A 17870-nucleotide genomic window follows, 5' to 3' on the forward strand; every position below is an offset into this window, starting at 1 on the left:
TCGAAATCACTCCTTCGTTAATGTTGGATTTTCAGTTTGTACTGTATCTTTATTTGGTAAATGTGGTGACTTTATAAAAACAGCTTTAAAAGGCTTATCGGAATGGTTAATAAGATAATGAGATTCATGAGGTCGAACTTGCAAGACATCACCTTGTTTGATCGGAACTCTTTCGTTATTAACATAGAAATCTATTTCGCCTTCTAACGCATAGAAGACTTCTTCGCACGTTGTATGATAATGATTTTGAAACTCTTGCCCAGGCTGAATCACGACTAGGCCAAGATCGATATTCGGGCCTTGTATTAAATATTTCGGCCCGTTATCACCGAAGCGATAGGAGAAATCATTTTCGTTCACTTTAAGCATACCGTTCACTCCTTTATGTAATTTGTTACAATGCACCAGGCGCCATCCACATATGTGATGTAAGTCCTTTATCAGCTAAAGAAAGTTGACTTTCATACACTGTTTTCCATGTGTCATAGTACCCTTTATATCGTTCATGATTTTCAGCGTTTGGCTCAAACGTTTTTTCCCACTGTACAAATTGCTCGGCGGTTTTCTCCATAGATTTATAAATCCCTACGCCAACTCCAGCTGCAATTGCCGTACCTAAAGCAGCAGCTTCTTTTACAACTGGTACTTTAACAGGGATTCCGAGGACATCTGCTAGTATTTGTGGCCAAAGTTTTCCTTTAGCAGCGCCGCCAGCAAAAATCACTTCAGAAGGAAATTTACCTGTGAGAGCCTCTATTAATTTCAAGTTTCCGAATGTAACGAAGGCGGCATTTTCTTCTATTGCACGGAACATTTCTTTTTTACCGCATTTTTCAGCATCTAAACTTAAATTTAAAAAGGATGGTGCAGCATGTCGCCAAGAAATATAGTTCATTACATTTGAAAAAGTGGGGATTATGCCATGTGAGCCTACAGGAACTTCTTTCGCTTGTTCTTCTAGTAATTCATAAGCATCTACACCGAGTTTTTCAGCGAGCCTTTTTTCTTCTTGGCAAAAAGCATCTCGAAACCATCTCATAACAAGGCCAGGGAAGAAAGCGATTGTTTCGTATTGCCATAGGTTAGGAATGACGTGGCAATTTACACGAATCGCCGCATTTGGATCAGTTTCTGGTTTTGTTATATTTACTTCTTGTTGCCAAAAACTGCCCCCGCATATAAATGTTTGTTCAGGCTTTACAACTCCAGTTCCAAGCGATGCCATTTGTGCATCTCCGCCGCCAGCAACGACCGGTGTTCCTTCATGTAATCCTGTTAATTCAGAACTTCGTTTTGTGATATTCCCGATAACTGTACCAGCTTCATTTACTTTTGGAGAAAAGGCTAGAGTAAGACCGCATTGCTCAGCAACCCAGTTATCCCAAGCTCTATTTTGTAAATCGAATATACCGGACGTACATCCATTTGAAGAATCAATTTGCAGTACGCCGCACAATTTATATAAAATCCAATCGTTTAACATCGTAAAGGAATGAATGTTTTTGTACACGTCTGGTTCATGTTTTTTAATCCAAAGTAAGCGAGGTAAAGCACCTAACGAAAAAGTTTGACCGGATTTTCTATATAAATCTTCTTCAATTTCGGAACGAATTTGTTTTAATTCACTAACTTCCGCTGATGCGCGGCCATCAACATTTGCACAAGCCCATATTTCTTGCCCATTTTTATCGTATAAAACAAAACCTTCTCGCATACTCGTTGCACTAATACCTTTAATAGAAGAGGGGGACGTATTACTTTTTTGAATAACATCCTTCGTGCATTCTTGAACGAGCTGCCAGTTTTCTATTACATCAAAATTCATAGAACCAGAGTAACGACTATCTGATTTATGAATCCATTCTTTTTGACTAACGGCAAGTTGATTACCATTTAAATCAAAAAGAACTGCTCGAATGCTTCCTGTACCAGCGTCGTAAGCTAATAGAGTAGACATTAAGTGTCACCTTCCTTTCTTAATAAGGAGAGGGCAGTTTCTTCATCGGTAATTAATGTATGAATGAATTTTCCTTTTAAGGCGCCGTAAATTGCATCTATCTTTTCTGTGCCGCCAGCTACACCAACGACATGTTTCATATTTTGAAGAACAGAGAGTGGTGTGCCGATAAGACGGTTATGATGGGGAAGTTCTAATTGTTTTCCGTCAGTATTATAAAATTGCCCTAAAATATCTCCGGCCCCGTTTTGACTACGTATATAAGTCATTTCACGTAGTGTTAATTTTTCTTCTTTCACAATTGTGGCGTCTTGAGATAAACCGCCAATGCCAACTACTGCTGTATGAGCGAGTGAAGCGACGTGAAGCATATCTTTCACGCTCGGTTCAGATAGAATAATTTGCGTCATTTCGTTTGTAGATGTTAGAAAAGGGGTAGGAATAATATGAAGATCGCCTTGCATGTAGTTTAAATAGCTTTGATTTCTTGGAATATAGTGATTTACGCCTCCTGTAAGAGAAACGATTGAAAGATTCATAGAGCTATCAAAATGAATGTTTTCTAGCATTTTACTTATCGTCTCTCCCCAGCCAACCCCAAGTAAATCTCCTTGTTGCAATTGAGTTTCTAAATATTGTGCGGCAGCTTTTCCGAGTGAAAATGAATAATCCTCAGTTGGCATTGGAATAACGAAAGCATCTTTTAGATGGAATTTTTTCATAAGGTCACGTTCGATGCTTAAACAGTGCAAACCAGTACCTTTTACGTGAAATGTGACGACACCTTCCGTCCGTGCTTTATCTAACAACCGAACGACTTTATTTCTTGAAATGTGAAGAAGTGAAGCAATTTCTTGCTGGGTTAATTGATCTTTATAATAGTACCAAGCTACTTTTGTTAACAAATTGTCTTCAAAGTTTAGCTGTGACATGCTCTTCATCCCTTTCAACAATTGACCACTGCTTAAACATATGTGTTCGCTATTTTGTTTATTCCAGTTGAAGCGATAAATAGTCCAGTGAAAATAAAGCACAAAAATCTTTATCAGTAGGGGAGAGTATTTTAAAAACATATCCGGATATTAACGCAGTAATATGTCCAGATGCAACAGCACTTCCAGCGATGGCGCAAGCAGCTGAGAATTTGAAAATGGATAAAAAAGTAGTCGTAACAGGATTTTCAACACCAAATGTTATGCGTGATTATGTAAAACGAGGAACAGTACAACAATTCGGTTTATGGGATGTTAAACAACAAGGTGCACTCGCAACGTATGTTGCAAATGAAATTGCTGTAAAAGGGAAGAAGTTAAAAGTAGGGGATAGCTTTGAAGTAAAAGGAATCGGCAAAGTGAAAGTAGAACCAAATTCTATTCAAGGGTATGACTATGAGGCAGAAGGAAACGGTATTATCGCACTTCCTGAACGAGTTGTATTTACAAAGGATAATATCGATAAGTATAATTTCTAGTTGAGAGTTAATGGATATTTGTCATTTATTGTAAGTGAATCGATATACTTTGTCGAATCGCTGGCATATTGAAAAAATCGCCGATATAATTTTAGTCACTATATTTCTTCGTCAGACATAATAAAAACGTCCGAATATATCGGACGTTTTTATTATGTCGTTTTTTTAATCTATTCATTAATTGTGAACAGCTTCTTTTTCATTTAACCCAAGTGTGCGTCCTGTTGAAGCGTGAAGTTCTTGGAACAGTCTTGGATTTTCCGTAAGTGATATGCCATATGAAGGGATCATTTCTTTTATTTTTGGCTCCCATGCTAGTATACGTTCTGGGAAGCATTTTTCTAATACTTCAAGCATAACGTGAACAGCAGTAGAAGCACCTGGAGAAGCACCAAGTAACGCAGCGATTGATCCGTCATTTGCACTAACAACTTCTGTACCAAATTGAAGTGTTCCTTTACCACCTGCATCAGTATCTTTAATTACTTGCACACGTTGACCAGCAACGACAATATCCCAATCTTCACTTTTAGCGTTCGGAATAAACTCACGTAATTCTTCCATACGCTTTTCGTGTGATAACATAACTTGTTGGATTAAGTATTTTGTTAATCCCATTTCTTTTACACCAGCTGCTAACATCGTTAAGACGTTATTCGGTTTTACAGAACCGATTAAATCAAGATTTGAGCCAGTTTTTAAGAATTTAGGTGAGAAGCCAGCAAATGGTCCAAACAGTAAAGCTTTTTCGTTGTTTATATATCTTGTATCAAGGTGAGGTACAGACATTGGCGGAGCACCAACTTTAGCTTTACCGTATACTTTTGCATGATGCTGCTCTATAACTTTTTGGTTTTTACATACCATAAATAGTCCACTTACTGGGAATCCACCGATATGTTTTGATTCAGGAATACCAGTCTTTTGTAGTAGAGGTAGACTACCGCCACCGCCGCCGATAAAGACGAATTTTGCAGTATGATGTTCGATTTTACCACTATTCATATCATGTACTTTCACTTCCCACAAACCATTCTTCGTGCGTTTAATATTTTCAACACTATGTTTGTAGTTTAGCTCGACATTTTTACTTTTTAAGTAATCAAACAACATACGCGTTAACGCACCAAAGTTAACATCTGTTCCAGAGTCAATTTTCGTTGCAGCCATCGGTTCATTAGAGTTACGGCCTTCCATAATGAGTGGAAGCCATTTTTTTAATGTGTCAGGAGCGTCAGAAAATTCCATTCCTTGGAATAGTGGGTTTTTTGAAAGCGCTTCAAAACGATTTTTTAGAAACTCGACATTTTTTTCCCCTTGTACCAAACTCATATGAGGTAGTGGCATAATAAAATCTTGTGGATTACGAATTAAGTTTCTCTTTACAAGATATGCCCAAAATTGTCTTGAAAGTTGAAATTGTTCATTAACATTTACAGCTTTACCAATATCTATAGACCCGTCAGATTTTTCGGATGTATAGTTAAGCTCACATAGCGCAGAATGTCCTGTACCGGCATTATTCCATTCGTTAGAACTTTCTTCTCCGGCATTTGCGAGTTTTTCAAATACTTTAATTTCCCATTCAGGTGCCAATTCTTTCAGTAATGATCCTAACGTTGCGCTCATGATTCCCGCGCCAATTAAGATAACGTCTGTTTTTTGCTGCATGTTGCTCATGATAATCTCTCCATCCCCTATATTGGCAAAAAAGTGTAGGTGTTTTTATTTCTAAGCCGTAAAAAGAAAACACCGCCTAGGCCCCACCTAGGAATCTATCTTTTTTGTCTCAATTATATAACCATCTCATAGTCTATTATAATAATTAATAGACTAAAATATCTAGTGTTATCTGATAATTTTAAACTATTTAACGTTTTATTTCATAGAATTCTTCTGTCATAAGGGTAAAAAGCATAGTAGTAAAGCGGGATTTGGAGAAGAATTCCAGTTTGATGTTATCCCAAAAAAATTTCTATTTTTATGTTTTATCTTTGGAAACTAGTAAAATTCTATTTTTGTAACATCTAATTTGAAAAAATAGAGTAAATAATAAATTAATGATAAGATTATTCTGAAAAATAAACAGGAGGGATACCAATGCTTACAAAAGAACAAGTCGTAAACTTATTTCGGGGTTTTTCCGTAAATGAATGTAAAGGATCGAGTCCTTTATACGAATACTTATCAATAAAAATTTCTGAAGATGAGGAAGTTCTTACGTTAGCTTCCTACGCACAACCTGGTCAACCGGTTCCGAACTTATTATTAGGTGCGGTCCATTATTTATTGTTAAAAGGAAAAGAGCACAGTTTAAAAAAGTATTATCAAAGTTTAGTTGAAAATGCTGATATAAATTTTGAAAATGCCTTTTACCAATTTAAAGATTTTTGCCACGTATATCGAGAAGAAATTATCTCTTTATTACAAACGAAACTTGTTCAAACGAATGAAGTAAGACGATGTGCCTATTTATATCCAAGTTTCTGTTACATATTTAATAAAGTGAACAAACCATTGGCGTTAATAGAAATTGGTACAAGTGCGGGATTACAACTGTTTTGGGATCAATATCGTTATTCATATGGAACGGAAGAAGTGTATGGAAATAGACAATCAAATGTTCATTTACAATCAGAAATAAAAGGGGAGAAGAAGCCCTCCTTTTTAAAACAAAGTCCACCTGTCGTAGAAAGAATCGGAATAGATTTACATGTGAACGATTTAAATGATGAAGAAGATTATTTATGGTTACGCGCGCTTATTTGGCCAGAACATAAAGAAAGACTTGAAAAGTTTGATCAAGCAGCAGCTCTCGTAAAAGAAAAATCAGTAAGATTAATAGAAGGAGACGGTGTAGTACTTTTTCCGGCCATTGCAGATCAAATCAGCGAAGATGCTGTTATTTGTATTTTTCATACACATGTGGCAAACCAAATACCTGAAAATGTAAAACATACGCTAGAAAAACAAATTAAAGAAATTGGTGCAAAACGTGATGTATTTCACCTATATAACAACATGTGGGATCGGGACCTTCATATTGATTATTATATTCACGGAAACGAATATTGTGAAACTTTTTGGGTAACGGAAGGGCATGGGAGATGGTTTAGTTGGAGGATTGGGAATGAGTCGTTTTGTTAATGTGATCCTAATCACTGCGGGCTCCATCACCTATATTTCTAATCAACAAGCTGAGGGAAGAATCATAAGTAGGGCGAACAACGTGGAGAAAAAGCTAAAACAGGGTATAAATAGTTACAGGAATAGAAAGATACTTAGCATACAAAAATACTTGGGAGAAATCCCAAGGGGTTCTCAATCATTTTCTGAATTATTATGTAGTTCTTTTGAATTAAACCAATCGTTGAAGAGTCAAATTGTATTAAGTAATCGTACAGGATAAATACTGGAGGAAAAAACATATCAATTGTTGCTTTGAAAGAGTCAAGCGTTCTAGTTGTTGCGAAAGTACTAGTTTCTGTGATATCTATAAATGAATCTTTATAGATATCATTCGATTAGGATGTGGACCTTTTGTTTTAGAATTTAATTTTTCAGATTAATATGATAATATCATTATAACAAGTTGTATATAAAGATAAAATAAAAAGGATGATAAGCATGCAAAAGAGACCAGAAGCAAATGAATATAACCCGTATTATTCAAAGTACATAAACTTAATACCAGATGGAGATATCATACATATTCTAGAGCAACAAATGAAGGAAACGAATCTTTTATTGAAGGATATTTCTGATAGTGAGGGACATTTTCGATATGCTCCTAATAAATGGAGTATAAAAGAAGTAATCGGTCATATTGCGGATACTGAACGTATTATGGCATATCGATTGCTTTCCATAGCAAGAGGCGAGACAGCAGAACTTCCTGGATATAACGATGATATGTATGTTCTTAGAGCAGCGTTTGATAAGCAATTTATGCAAGATCTTCTTGAGAATTTAACAGTTGTTCGCCAATCTACTGTGCAATTGCTTAAAAGTTTAGATAAAGAAGCTTGGGTACAAAGGGGAATTGCGAACAATTCTGAAGTCACGGTTCTTGCATTAGCAAACATTATCGCTGGTCATGAGCTTCATCATCGTCAAATTATAAAAGAACGTTATTTGGGTTCTAATGCATATCCAGTATGTTAAAATATAAAAATAAAAAGAGGATGATTAGAAATAAAATTCTGAATCATTCTCTTTTTTATTTTTCTGCGTATCAGTGGAATTATAAATGTTTTTTTACAACAGTCGCTAGTCCATCAATTGATTTACGTAAATCTGTTGCTCCTTGTGCAAGATATACTTTTTCAATTGCGATTTCTGACATCTTATTTATTAGTAAATTCATCGGGAGTCCAAGTAGCAATTTCATTACCAGGTGTAGCAACTACAAGCCAATCCTCACATTGGACCCCAGCTTGCCAACATTCAAAATAGTCATGAAAACCATTTACAAATATGATTTTTCCGTTCTCAAGTAAGATAAACAAATGTGGAGTTTCCTTACCTAATTGCAGGTCTATAACTTTCTGCCTTCTCATGTTAAAAATTCTATTATATTTTTCTTCCTCGGAATAATCGTCAAATTCATCTTCATTAGAAGGGTACTTTTCTGGTGGATTATTAAATAAACACCATTTCGATTCGATGTTGACATATAACTGTCCATCATAATTAACTGCAGCATCAAAATTTGTAAAATGGATCTTTATAGTCGTTGGAGAAAGACCAAACTGTAGGCCATCAACTTGCGATCCTATAAAGAGATGTTTTAATACATTTTCAGCATGAATTTTGTCCTCTTTGTTCATTATACGAATCCTCCTTTCTGTAAAATATATATTATATTTTTATTGTAATAAATAAATTTTTATGTAAAATGAACTTTTTGTGAGAAACGGACGAATATAGTGTGAAGGATCATGAGAGGGGAACGTAATTTTGGATGAAGTAGAATTAAAAGAATGGCTGTATAAAATGGAGTCTGGGGACAAAGAAGCCTTTCAAGTTATTTATGAATTAACAAGTAAAGATATTTATAGAACAGTAGTATTTTTATTAGGGAATCAACACCAAGATGTAGACGATATAGTTAATGAGGTATATATCAAAATGTGGAAGTCTGTAACGAATTATGATATGAACCGTTCATTTCGTTTTTGGTTACATGGACTAGTTGTCAAGCAAGTACAGGATTGGCGTCGTAAATCGTGGCGGCGATTTCGAATCTTTGAAAAGAAGAAAATGTATGAACAAGATCGGTCTTACATAATGGATGAAGGTATTTTACATAAAGAAACACGAAGTGAAATAGTGGAAGTTGTACAAAAATTATCTTATAAGCATCGTGAAGTTGTTATTATGCGTTACTTCCATGAATATAGCTTGGATGAAATTGCTGCACTTCTTCAAATCCCTATTGGTACAGTGAAATCTCGATTACATATAGCACTAAAACGATTAAGAACAGAAATGGAGCATATGCCAGCCGTAAGGGAGGGAGAAGTAAATGGATTTTGAAAAATATATAACGGATGAATTGAAAAGAAAAGCAAAGACACTCGAACCCACACCTAATCTAGAAGATAAAGTACAAACCTCTTTTCATAAATACCAACAAATGAAAAAGAAAGGGAAAACTTCTATGAAGAAAAAGTTATTACTTGGCTTTGTAGCTGCGGCTGTTCTTATACCAACTGGTACTTTTGCGGGTACAACAATAATTGATAAGATTGTAGGTACACCAGAAGAAGCGAGAAAAGATATGGGGATGTCAGAGGACGGTTATATAGGATTAATGGAAAGGATAGAAGTCGCTCAAAAACTATTTGCAACAGAGGACTTTGAAAAATATGTAGAGTTATTACAAGAAACATATCATTTTTATAAGAAAGTTAGTGTCGTAGAGAATGAGGAAAGAAAATATACAGCTACAGACCGTCTAAATGCTGATGAAGAGAAAAGAGATAGTGAGGTAATGGAAGAGTTAAACAAATATGAAGAAAGATTAGATCAACATTTTACATATACATATGAACAAGCCGAACAAATAATTGGTTTTCCAATAAAGCGTCCTACATATATTCCTTCTGGGTATCAACTAGTATTTGAAGAAGCAAAAGCAAATGCAACGGTTGGAAAACCAATCCCTCTAATTACGATGAGATATGAAGATCGTAATGTGAAAAAAAAGCCATCTACATCGAATGCGGAATTAGGATTTACAATTCATCAATTAGAAATACTTGAAGATGATAAAAAAGATTATTTTATTGAAGAACCATTTGATAAAGCAACTGAAAAAGGACCAAATTTTTATAAAGACATTGTAACATATAAATTAAACGGATATGACATTACATTCGGTGAGTATAAAGAGTCAAATGTACGGGCTATGAAAATAGTTGTGCCAGCAAAAGAAGGAAGAAATGCATATCAAGTGTATGTAAACGATAGTATGTTGTCTAAAAAAGACCTTGAGAAAGTTTTACTTTCGGTGGTGGAATAGTGCATGGTATGTAGAGACTAAATGCAAAGCGATGAAAGTAATAACGGTAATAATGTTTGGATTTTAAAAACATAATATTATTATGTAAACAAATTTAATAGATGTACATTTGATAAATGATTCAATATTTTTGATTTTTCTATGGTCGTATAAGTATGATGTTCGTAGGGGGCGATCATATGAGCAAATACAAAAAGGTTATAGCGATTTCAGGCAGTATTAGGGAAGGGTCATCTAATACAAATGTATTAAAAACTTTAGCAGCATTTATTCCAGAAGGTATAGATTACACTATTTATAAGGGAATAGAGGAACTTCCTCATTTTAATCCGGATGTAGATCGAGTTGGAGCTCCTATTGTTGTTGAAGAATTTCGAAAGACATTAAGTGAAGCACATGCACTTATTATTTGTACGCCAGAGTATGCAAAAGGTATACCAGGAGTTTTAAAAAATGCGTTAGAATGGCTTGTTTCATCAGCGGAACTATATAAAAAACCAGTGGCTATCATAACAGCTTCACCGTCAATTGCGGGAGGGGATAAAGCCCATGAATCTTTGTTACTTACACTAGGCATGTTAGATACAGTTGTCGTTCAAAATGGCTCGTTATTAATCCCGTCTGTACGCACTAAATTTAGTGATGATGCAAAAGTTACAGATGAGGGAACAAAACAAGCTCTAATTTCTTTAATTCATAGTATAGTAGACGAAATAAGGGAATAATGATTTATTTTATATAAAGGCAATACTACTGTTAGTTTAAAGTAGTATTGCCTTTTAATTTTCTTTTGGTTGAAATTTTGTAATAACGATTAGGAAATCATGTCACCTATTTTAAGGTTTAGACAAAATATATATTAATTAAGGCTCGGGCTCGCGTCTTTTTTCGTCTTGGTCAAATAAATAACTAAGCTCAAGATTATTGTGAGGAAGATTACGCTTGTTCCCACTGTACCGAGACCAAGACCACCAGAATCGTGAGGCTGTGATAGATAATCGCCAAAAGAGGCACCGAAAGGACGAGTTAAAATATAAGCGATCCAAAAGGCCAACACTGCATTTAGCTTGAAGCGGTAGTAAGCGACGGTTACAGCCCCAATTAATGCGGCGAATATGAGTGCTGAAATCCAGTAACCTAAGTTGAGACTCTCTGCTACGAGATCACCAGCTGCAGTACCTAAGGCGAAGGTGAATAGGATAGCCAACCAGTAGAATGCTTCTCGCTTTGTCGTGTAAATAGAGTGAATGGACAATGTCTTCTCACTCGCGTACCAAGCGGCAAAAGTCGCCAGTAGCGCGAGGGTGAAAACGATGGTGGTCGTCTCTAAAGCGACCCCGAAGTTGTCCGTAAGATTGTCGGTGACTAGCGTGCCGACAACACTAATCAGCAAGACAGTGAACTAGTAAATCCCTGGAACATACTTCTTCAACCTGAACTGGAAGAACAGTGTGATGAACAAGAGAGCACTCATAACAAAAGTCGTTTTGGTCAAGCCAAAGTTCAGGTTTGTATTTAAGAAGTCTGCGCCTGTCTCGCCCACAGTAGTTGCCATGATTTTGATAATCCAGAAGAAAATCGTGACTTCTGGAACCTTGTTCAGCATCTGCCAGCCTCGTGATGAAACGGAAGCGACTTCATCAGAAATGGATGGATTTTCTCTAATATTATCCTGATCCTTCTCATAATATTTCATGTAGGATTCCTCCTTACTAGTTTTTTATGGCCAACGCCAATTTATATACAGAGTGTAACTAATAAGAATGAGATTCAGATGAAATTTGGATGAAAAAATCATTAAAAGAGGATGAAAAAAGAAATTTCTAAAGTGTCTTTTTCATTTAACAAATACAGTTAAAAAAGTATATATTTTCTTTGTTCGCGACATAGAAAATACAGCAAAATTGACACTCTTCATTTGATATCCTAAGTTGGTCGTTTTCTGCAAAATAAAAGTACAGAGCGATATTAGTTTGACATGGAGTCTCTACAAGCATGACTCGCATGCCAAGAACGTCATAATAACAAGCATGTGGCGCTATTATACTTGTTTCTCCATGTTAAAGCATGTGTGACTTGTTGGTTAAGTTTCTTTTGTATTTAGGGGGACATTAAGAATATCTTATGTATTTCTCATCGTATTCTAATATTTTTTTAGTAGAGTATACCTTGTATCCTACAAGGAAAGAGGAAGAAGACTATGCATGTACTACATTTTTTAAGTGAATATATAAAGCACCCAAGAACTGTAGGAGCAGTATTGTCAAGTTCTAAGCAACTTGCAAAACAAATGGTAGCCCCTATAAATTTTGAACAAGCAAAATGCATTATTGAATATGGACCAGGAACTGGAGTGTTTACGGAACAGCTCATTCAACATAAACATAATGAAACAGTATTGCTAATCATTGAGAATAACGCACAGTTTTACAGTATACTTCAAGAGCGATACTCACACATGGAAAATGTGTACATTATTCATGACTCTGCCGAATATACGGAAAAGTATATTCAGCAATATAAAATTACCCAAGTGGATTATATTATTTCAGGATTGCCATTTACCAGTTTATCCCTTGATACTTCTACAAAGATATTACAGGTAACAAAAGAAGTATTAGGGGAAGATGGGAAATTTATTACTTTCCAATATACACGTTTTAAACACCAATTTTTCCGGTCTTTTTTTGCAAATATTGAGGTGAAGAAAATAAACTGGAATATTCCACCGGCTTTCGTGTTCACTTGCTTTATGTAAGGTGATGGGGAGGTACGAAACCAAATCACTATCATGCAAAAGAAATATAAACGATAACTTTCATTTTGGACTATAAAAAGGCGGAATACTTTGCGGGAAGTTGAAAACATTTTTCGGATCATATTTAGCCTTTACTTCCATTAACCGGTCAAAGTTATAGCCTGTAGTAAGCATCTGGCCAATCTTTAATAGAGAGGTCGGGTGTATTAACGTAAACGCCTTTTGTGAGTGGTAGCATCGCCTTTTTATATAGTTAAATATATTTACTTAAAATCTCCCCAGGCAATCCATCAATTTCACAAACTTTCTCTGATGTAAAACCAACGTTTATTAAAATTTTTCGAGAGGGGATATTGTTTGGATCGATAATTGCTTTTAGTACGTTTACATCTGTTTGCTTCGCTATATCCATTAATTCTGCTGCAATCCCGCTACCGTATCTTTTTCCCCAGTGCTCCGGCAATATCATATAACCAAGTTCAGCTTCGTTTGTAGCATCCTCATTTGCTGTTACATGTCCAAGACCGATAAATTCATTTGTAATAGAATCATACACTTTGTAGGAGCCGAATAATTTATGTTTTTCATTGCGCGTTAACAGTTTTTTATAGTCGTTTTGCGCTTCGTCTAACGGAATTGCACGCTCTGTAATTTGTGCCATCACTTTTTCATTTGATACGAGCTGAAAGTATTGATCGAAATCTGTTGCTTCAAATTTTTTGAAATGTAGCTTATGCATAGTATTCCTCCAAACTAATCTTCATTTGTTCTTCAGAAAAGATAAAAGATAACTAAATAGTGATTTCTATTTGATTGCCTTCTGGATCGCTTATTACACTTTCGTAATAGCCATCTCCAGTGAAACGTGGTCCATTTAATAAAGAATAGCCTGCTTCTTTTAACGTTTTTGTCAGTTCATTTACACGTTCTTCACTTCCAACAGAGAAAGCCATATGTGCATAGCCAGTTATATTAAGATTAGGCTCGTTCTCTATACCTTTCTTACGCATAATTTCAAGGCGCGCTCCAGATTCGAACGTAATAAAATAAGATTCAAATTGTTTTGCTTCATTATGATATAAAGAGTTTGCTTTGCCGTTGAAATACTTCGTATAAAAAATGCGCATTAATTCTAAATCATTTACCCAAATTGCGATATGTTCGATTTTCATTCGTTTCACCAATCCTATCTTTATGTAAATTTAAAAATATTTACTCTGTAATAATTAGCGAAGGTGAACAACACTAATTAGATGTTCACTTTATTAAATCTGCAACCATATTGCAAGAAATAAGCATGGACGTTAGGGAAAATCAAGTAATAACGAAAAAGTTTTAATAAAAATATTTGTTAATTTTTAGGTTGTATCATGCATACAATGTCTAATTAAGTGAATTAAGTACATACCAATTGTAAATAAGGAGGGGCTAATTTGTGGGGCAAATTGAACAAATGCTGATTGTCGGTATTTCCATGTCTTTTATACTGTCTATTATGATATTAGGGTCTTTATATTATAATCCCCGTCTTTGGTTAAATGATTATCCGAAAGATATTCAAAAAATAGTTTTTCCAAAATCGATAAATGAAAAAAGGCAAACGATTTATTTCGGACTTATATATAATATTATTCTCTTCGGTACACCTTTTGTTTCTACATATATACTACATCACCATGAAAAATTATTGTATATTGAGGCTTATTTACATACTTTTGGCATTTTAATGATTTTCAATTTAGTAGATTTACTTATAATTGATTGGCTTATATTTTGCTGGATTACTCCGCGGTTTGTAGTTATTCCTAGTACAGAAGGGATGCAGGGATATAAAGATTACCAGTTTCATTTAAGAGGGGCTGTAGTGGGTACGCCTTTTTTAGCGATCGTAAGTTTATTTCTAGCAGGAATTGCGACAACTATTTAGTATAAAGAAGAAAGATATGAAACGTTTATTTTAAGGAGAAAATGATGGGTCTTTTGATTAGAAAATTAGAAATAAATGATTTAGACTATTTACCTGCAATTGATGATAGTTTTACAGTGAATACCCGGTTAGTTCTTTCTGTTTCAAAAATAAATAACAAAATAGAATATACAGTCGAAAAAGTACCTGGCTATGAAAAAAGTTATTTAGAAGATAAGTATGATGACGATGAAGAGCTAGCGTACAATGAATATATAAATAATCCTAATCAAATAATCTACATTGCGCTCTTACATAACCAGATCGTAGGAGTTATGATATTGAAAAAGAATTGGAATCGCTATGCATACATAGAAGATATAAAAGTGGATAAAGAATGTCGAGAACTCGGAATTGGTAGAAGGTTAATAGAACAAGCAAAGCAGTGGGCAAAAGACGGTAATATGCCGGGCATTATGCTTGAAACGCAAAATAATAATGTGGCAGCATGTAAGTTTTATGAAAAATGTGGATTTTTAATTGGTGGGTTTGATTTTCTTGTTTATAAAGGGATAAATGAGCAAAATGATGAAGTTGCGATTTATTGGTATTTAAAATTTGAAGTGTAATTATGTTATAAAGGTTAAAGGATAAGAATTTATTGATTTAAATGAAGCAAGGATTAAATATGACAATGGAATTATATGGCACACATTGCAATCAAATGAAAGGGTATAGAGTAATGGAAGGGAAAGATTCATATAATCATTATTTCGGTGGTCAAGATTGTGAATTACCACTATGTAAGTTATGCGGTGAGAAAATGCATCAAATCTTTAGTTTAGATTTGAAAGATGAGAGGCCTGCTGAACTTAAAAATGATGAAATGAATGTTTTACCATTCGTCTCTTGCTTGAATTGTGCGATGGTGTGGGAGCCTCAATATTTTCAATTAAGTAATGGGGGTAAAACGGTACAAATAATAAAGCAAGACAATACGGAAGAGTGGATTATGGAAGATGAGGATAAGCTACCGGTCAATCTTCCAAAAACTAATGTAAAGCTAACGAATATGAAAAATGAAGATATACCTACTGATGAAGATAGTTACTGGGAAGCTTTTGACTTATTCGGTTCGGAATATGTATGTAGATTGTTAGGAGCGCCCCTATACGATGATGTTCCAGAAGATTTAGGATGTCCAACTTGTTCGAAAGAGATGAAATATGTTGCTACAATTACACAAGATCTTGAGGAACGGGAACTTATTTCAGTAGTTGATTTTCAGTTCGGGGAAATGAATATATATTATTACTTATGTAAAGTTTGTTCGGTTATGAAAACTGAAATTCAAGGAACATAAAAAATAAGACTGACATAATGAGGTAGTCTTATTTTTTATGCGTCACATCATTAAGAATCGCATGAAATATGTCCTTTTGCGTGAAATCATCTGTAAAGACAGTCTCGCTACCGACCTCAATTGTATCGTTCGGATTATACCATTTACTTAATGAATCCTCTCCAAATTCATGTCGTTTTTCTCTCGTATTATGCCGTCTAATCGTTTCTTCAAGCGATAAATCGAAGTAATATGTATACGCGTTGCCGTCAAAATAATGTATTAATTCTTTCAGCATATCTCCATATCTACGATTGTTTAGTATACCTTCTAAAATAACAAATTCGCATTTTCCTTTTCCGTACTTCGTAATTTCAAATAGTAAATCATGAGATAAGTTACCCATTGTGTCGTGCACTTTTAGCATATCTCTACGCACAACGTCTTGTGAGACTAGAAGTGTTCCCTGACCGAAATGCTCTTGCAGTTCTTTTGCGATTGTTGTTTTGCCACTTGCGGAGTTTCCTCGAAGAATGATTAATGTTGATTTCAAAGTCTCATCTCCAAATTGTTTTAGTTTTTTAGATTTTGTTACATAAGAACATCATTATGGGAAACATTCTTTTAGTTTGTTAAGTAATAGTTTATGATAATCAGTTTGAGTTGAACAGAATAATTTTTTATTTGGGGATTATGCGAGTAGAAGCAATTTTAAAAGTTTAATGTCCACATATAGAAAAGTTATTATAAGAGTAACTAATAAGGAGGTGACCTATGTTATTCCAAAAGGGACAATTATTAGTTAGATATGTAATAGAAGAAGATGCACCTATCATTTCAAAATGGTTAACAGACCCAGAAGTTTTACAATATTACGAAGGAAGAGATAATCCGCAATCTGTAGAAAAGGTACTTGATCATTTTATACATAATCCAAACAGTCTTGAAAAAAGATGTTTAGTAGAGTTCGATGAAATACCTATTGGTTACATACAAATGTACCCGGTGGATTCTGAATGGAAAGCGTTATATGGGTATAAAGAAACGCAACAAGTATGGGGGATGGACCAATTCATCGGTGAAGCGACATATTGGGGAAAAGGAATTGGAACAAATCTTGTGCAAGCTGCAATTACATATATTATAGATGAACTTAAAGTTGAAGCAATAGCGATGGATCCTAGAGTAAATAATGAACGTGCGATAAGTTGTTATGAAAAGTGCGGCTTTAAAAAGGTAAAAATATTAAAGAAACATGAACTTCACGAAGGGAATTTAGAAGATTGTTGGATGGTGGAATATAAACAATTATAATGAATATGCAGGGGGCTTATACAAACAAAGGGAGCTGTGTGAAATGAAAAAAGCATTAATAGTAATTGATGTGCAAGCGGGTATGTATACAGCAGGAATGCCAGTACATAATGGGGAAAAGTTATTAGAAACATTACAAGAGCTTATTGGGGAATGTCGTTCGAATAGTATTCCGGTTATTTATGTCCAACATAACGGGCCTAAGGATCATCCATTAGAAAAAGGGACGGATGGTTGGAAAGTACATGCGGCGATTGCTCCGCAAGAGGGTGATAGTATCGTTGAAAAGACAACGCCAGATTCATTCAATAAGACGAACTTGAACGAAGTTTTACAAGAAAAAGGCATTGAGCATGTTATTATTTCAGGAATGCAAACCGAGTATTGTGTTGATACAACAACGCGTAGAGCGTTTAGTGAAGGATATAAAGTAACATTAGTAAGTGATGCGCATAGTACGTTTGATACAGATGTATTACGTGCTGAAGATATTGTGAAGCATCATAACGTAGTGTTTGGAGCATTTGCGGATGTTATTGCATTAAAAGATTTAAAAGTAGAAGCTTAATATAGGAAAGGACGTCATTATAGAATGG

At 34.9% G+C, this 17870-nt stretch carries 21 protein-coding genes and 3 pseudogenes; 13 read left to right on the forward strand and 11 right to left on the reverse strand.

What is annotated here, in order from left to right:
- Positions 1-6: 6 nt before the first annotated feature.
- The 3 genes from MR071_RS03360 to MR071_RS03370 are packed head-to-tail and all read right to left on the reverse strand — an operon-like array spanning position 7 to position 2889.
- Positions 7-369, reverse strand: a complete 363-nt coding sequence (locus MR071_RS03360) for a cupin domain-containing protein (protein ID WP_242234912.1) — start codon at positions 367-369, stop codon at positions 7-9.
- Positions 370-394: 25 nt separating this feature from the next.
- Positions 395-1957 (reverse strand): autoinducer-2 kinase, encoded by a 1563-nt coding sequence (lsrK, locus tag MR071_RS03365; protein ID WP_242234914.1) that lies wholly within the window; start codon positions 1955-1957, stop codon positions 395-397.
- Positions 1957-2889: a sugar-binding transcriptional regulator gene (locus tag MR071_RS03370; protein ID WP_242234916.1), complete on the reverse strand. Its 933-nt coding sequence runs from the start codon at positions 2887-2889 to the stop codon at positions 1957-1959. Before MR071_RS03370 ends, lsrK begins: the two co-directional genes overlap by 1 nt.
- An 89-nt stretch (positions 2890-2978) precedes the next feature.
- Between MR071_RS03370 and MR071_RS03375 the strand changes: the two are divergent.
- Positions 2979-3428 (forward strand): annotated as a pseudogene (locus tag MR071_RS03375) (substrate-binding domain-containing protein); the annotation flags it as partial.
- Positions 3429-3605: 177 nt separating this feature from the next.
- On the opposite strand, the gene MR071_RS03380 reads toward MR071_RS03375, so the two are convergent.
- Positions 3606-5108: a malate:quinone oxidoreductase gene (locus MR071_RS03380; RefSeq protein ID WP_242234918.1), complete on the reverse strand. Its 1503-nt coding sequence runs from the start codon at positions 5106-5108 to the stop codon at positions 3606-3608.
- 420 nt (positions 5109-5528) lie between these two features.
- On the opposite strand from MR071_RS03380, the gene MR071_RS03385 reads away from it, so the two are divergent.
- The 3 genes from MR071_RS03385 (at position 5529) to MR071_RS03395 (ending at position 7592) form a co-directional block, all read left to right on the forward strand.
- On the forward strand, positions 5529-6575 hold the full coding sequence (locus tag MR071_RS03385) for a DUF2332 domain-containing protein (RefSeq protein ID WP_242234920.1): 1047 nt from the start codon (positions 5529-5531) through the stop codon (positions 6573-6575).
- Entirely contained in the window at positions 6559-6837 is a 279-nt protein-coding gene (locus tag MR071_RS03390; RefSeq protein ID WP_242234922.1) for a hypothetical protein, read from the forward strand. The genes MR071_RS03385 and MR071_RS03390 overlap by 17 nt, the downstream gene beginning before the upstream one ends.
- Positions 6838-7055: 218 nt before the next feature.
- Positions 7056-7592 (forward strand): DinB family protein, encoded by a 537-nt coding sequence (locus tag MR071_RS03395; protein WP_242234924.1) that lies wholly within the window; start codon positions 7056-7058, stop codon positions 7590-7592.
- Positions 7593-7671: 79 nt separating this feature from the next.
- On the opposite strand, the gene MR071_RS03400 is transcribed toward MR071_RS03395, so the two are convergent.
- Together MR071_RS03400 and MR071_RS03405 are read right to left on the reverse strand one after the other, a co-directional pair.
- The gene (locus tag MR071_RS03400) at positions 7672-7794 is read right to left on the reverse strand and encodes an IS66 family insertion sequence element accessory protein TnpB (RefSeq protein ID WP_242234926.1); all 123 of its coding nucleotides are present in this window, start codon (positions 7792-7794) and stop codon (positions 7672-7674) included.
- On the reverse strand, positions 7775-8257 hold the full coding sequence (locus MR071_RS03405) for a hypothetical protein (protein ID WP_105585055.1): 483 nt from the start codon (positions 8255-8257) through the stop codon (positions 7775-7777). Before MR071_RS03405 ends, MR071_RS03400 begins: the two co-directional genes overlap by 20 nt.
- 130 nt (positions 8258-8387) lie before the next feature.
- Here MR071_RS03405 and MR071_RS03410 point away from each other — a divergent pair, with 130 nt between their 5' ends.
- The 3 genes from MR071_RS03410 to MR071_RS03420 all read left to right on the forward strand — a co-directional run bounded on the left by MR071_RS03410 (position 8388) and on the right by MR071_RS03420 (position 10679).
- Positions 8388-8966 (forward strand): sigma-70 family RNA polymerase sigma factor, encoded by a 579-nt coding sequence (locus tag MR071_RS03410; protein WP_105585054.1) that lies wholly within the window; start codon positions 8388-8390, stop codon positions 8964-8966.
- Complete coding sequence (locus MR071_RS03415; protein WP_242234927.1) at positions 8956-9954, forward strand: hypothetical protein; 999 nt, start codon at positions 8956-8958, stop codon at positions 9952-9954. The genes MR071_RS03410 and MR071_RS03415 overlap by 11 nt, the downstream gene beginning before the upstream one ends.
- 179 nt (positions 9955-10133) lie before the next feature.
- Positions 10134-10679, forward strand: coding sequence for an NADPH-dependent FMN reductase (locus tag MR071_RS03420; protein ID WP_242234929.1), 546 nt, complete (start codon positions 10134-10136; stop codon positions 10677-10679).
- Positions 10680-10813: 134 nt separating this feature from the next.
- Here MR071_RS03420 and MR071_RS03425 read toward each other — a convergent pair.
- Positions 10814-11650: pseudogene (locus MR071_RS03425) on the reverse strand (COG4705 family protein).
- A gap of 504 nt (positions 11651-12154) precedes the next feature.
- On the opposite strand from MR071_RS03425, the gene MR071_RS03430 reads away from it, so the two are divergent.
- Complete coding sequence (locus MR071_RS03430; RefSeq protein ID WP_242234932.1) at positions 12155-12712, forward strand: class I SAM-dependent methyltransferase; 558 nt, start codon at positions 12155-12157, stop codon at positions 12710-12712.
- 60 nt (positions 12713-12772) lie between these two features.
- On the opposite strand, the pseudogene MR071_RS03435 reads toward MR071_RS03430, so the two are convergent.
- The 3 genes and pseudogenes from MR071_RS03435 to MR071_RS03445 form a co-directional block, all read right to left on the reverse strand.
- Positions 12773-12962, reverse strand: a pseudogene (locus MR071_RS03435) (BBE domain-containing protein); the annotation flags it as partial.
- A 3-nt stretch (positions 12963-12965) separates the two neighbouring features.
- Complete coding sequence (locus MR071_RS03440; protein WP_242234934.1) at positions 12966-13451, reverse strand: GNAT family N-acetyltransferase; 486 nt, start codon at positions 13449-13451, stop codon at positions 12966-12968.
- Between the two features lie 52 nt (positions 13452-13503).
- A complete protein-coding gene (locus tag MR071_RS03445; RefSeq protein WP_242234936.1) occupies positions 13504-13884 on the reverse strand; it encodes a VOC family protein in 381 nt (126 codons plus the stop codon).
- A gap of 263 nt (positions 13885-14147) precedes the next feature.
- On the opposite strand from MR071_RS03445, the gene MR071_RS03450 reads away from it, so the two are divergent.
- The 3 genes from MR071_RS03450 to MR071_RS03460 are packed head-to-tail and all read left to right on the forward strand — an operon-like array spanning position 14148 to position 15981.
- Positions 14148-14639, forward strand: a complete 492-nt coding sequence (locus MR071_RS03450) for a nitroreductase (protein WP_105585047.1) — start codon at positions 14148-14150, stop codon at positions 14637-14639.
- A gap of 44 nt (positions 14640-14683) precedes the next feature.
- Complete coding sequence (satA, locus tag MR071_RS03455; RefSeq protein WP_242234938.1) at positions 14684-15247, forward strand: streptothricin N-acetyltransferase SatA; 564 nt, start codon at positions 14684-14686, stop codon at positions 15245-15247.
- Between the two features lie 59 nt (positions 15248-15306).
- Positions 15307-15981, forward strand: a complete 675-nt coding sequence (locus MR071_RS03460; protein WP_242234940.1) for a hypothetical protein — start codon at positions 15307-15309, stop codon at positions 15979-15981.
- A 28-nt stretch (positions 15982-16009) separates the two neighbouring features.
- Here the strand turns inward: MR071_RS03460 and MR071_RS03465 are convergent, their stop codons facing one another.
- Positions 16010-16513: a kinase gene (locus tag MR071_RS03465; protein ID WP_242234942.1), complete on the reverse strand. Its 504-nt coding sequence runs from the start codon at positions 16511-16513 to the stop codon at positions 16010-16012.
- Positions 16514-16734: 221 nt separating this feature from the next.
- Between MR071_RS03465 and MR071_RS03470 the strand changes: the two genes are divergently transcribed.
- Together MR071_RS03470 and MR071_RS03475 are read left to right on the forward strand one after the other, a co-directional pair.
- On the forward strand, positions 16735-17274 hold the full coding sequence (locus MR071_RS03470) for a GNAT family N-acetyltransferase (RefSeq protein ID WP_242234943.1): 540 nt from the start codon (positions 16735-16737) through the stop codon (positions 17272-17274).
- Between the two features lie 43 nt (positions 17275-17317).
- Positions 17318-17842 carry a cysteine hydrolase family protein gene (locus MR071_RS03475; RefSeq protein ID WP_242234945.1) on the forward strand — a complete coding sequence of 175 codons (525 nt, stop codon included), beginning with the start codon at positions 17318-17320 and terminating at the stop codon, positions 17840-17842.
- Positions 17843-17870: the final 28 nt, after the last annotated feature.

The organism is Bacillus cereus group sp. BfR-BA-01316, from assembly GCF_022664195.1.
GTDB lineage: Bacteria > Bacillota > Bacilli > Bacillales > Bacillaceae_G > Bacillus_A.

Excerpts from the sequence above, each read along its gene's own strand:
- MR071_RS03415 (WP_242234927.1), top strand. The coding sequence starts at position 8,956 with ATGGATTTTGAAAAATATATAACGGATGAATTGAAAAGAAAAGCAAAG.
- MR071_RS03400 (WP_242234926.1), bottom strand. The coding sequence starts at position 7,794 with ATGAATTTACTAATAAATAAGATGTCAGAAATCGCAATTGAAAAAGTA.
- MR071_RS03445 (WP_242234936.1), bottom strand. The coding sequence starts at position 13,884 with ATGAAAATCGAACATATCGCAATTTGGGTAAATGATTTAGAATTAATG.
- satA (WP_242234938.1), top strand. The coding sequence starts at position 14,684 with ATGGGTCTTTTGATTAGAAAATTAGAAATAAATGATTTAGACTATTTA.
- MR071_RS03395 (WP_242234924.1), top strand. The coding sequence starts at position 7,056 with ATGCAAAAGAGACCAGAAGCAAATGAATATAACCCGTATTATTCAAAG.
- MR071_RS03385 (WP_242234920.1), top strand. The coding sequence starts at position 5,529 with ATGCTTACAAAAGAACAAGTCGTAAACTTATTTCGGGGTTTTTCCGTA.
- MR071_RS03460 (WP_242234940.1), top strand. The coding sequence starts at position 15,307 with ATGACAATGGAATTATATGGCACACATTGCAATCAAATGAAAGGGTAT.
- MR071_RS03390 (WP_242234922.1), top strand. The coding sequence starts at position 6,559 with ATGAGTCGTTTTGTTAATGTGATCCTAATCACTGCGGGCTCCATCACC.
- MR071_RS03475 (WP_242234945.1), top strand. The coding sequence starts at position 17,318 with ATGAAAAAAGCATTAATAGTAATTGATGTGCAAGCGGGTATGTATACA.
- MR071_RS03380 (WP_242234918.1), bottom strand. The coding sequence starts at position 5,108 with ATGAGCAACATGCAGCAAAAAACAGACGTTATCTTAATTGGCGCGGGA.
- MR071_RS03440 (WP_242234934.1), bottom strand. The coding sequence starts at position 13,451 with ATGCATAAGCTACATTTCAAAAAATTTGAAGCAACAGATTTCGATCAA.
- MR071_RS03405 (WP_105585055.1), bottom strand. The coding sequence starts at position 8,257 with ATGAACAAAGAGGACAAAATTCATGCTGAAAATGTATTAAAACATCTC.
- MR071_RS03420 (WP_242234929.1), top strand. The coding sequence starts at position 10,134 with ATGAGCAAATACAAAAAGGTTATAGCGATTTCAGGCAGTATTAGGGAA.
- MR071_RS03430 (WP_242234932.1), top strand. The coding sequence starts at position 12,155 with ATGCATGTACTACATTTTTTAAGTGAATATATAAAGCACCCAAGAACT.
- MR071_RS03470 (WP_242234943.1), top strand. The coding sequence starts at position 16,735 with ATGTTATTCCAAAAGGGACAATTATTAGTTAGATATGTAATAGAAGAA.
- MR071_RS03370 (WP_242234916.1), bottom strand. The coding sequence starts at position 2,889 with ATGTCACAGCTAAACTTTGAAGACAATTTGTTAACAAAAGTAGCTTGG.
- lsrK (WP_242234914.1), bottom strand. The coding sequence starts at position 1,957 with ATGTCTACTCTATTAGCTTACGACGCTGGTACAGGAAGCATTCGAGCA.
- MR071_RS03360 (WP_242234912.1), bottom strand. The coding sequence starts at position 369 with ATGCTTAAAGTGAACGAAAATGATTTCTCCTATCGCTTCGGTGATAAC.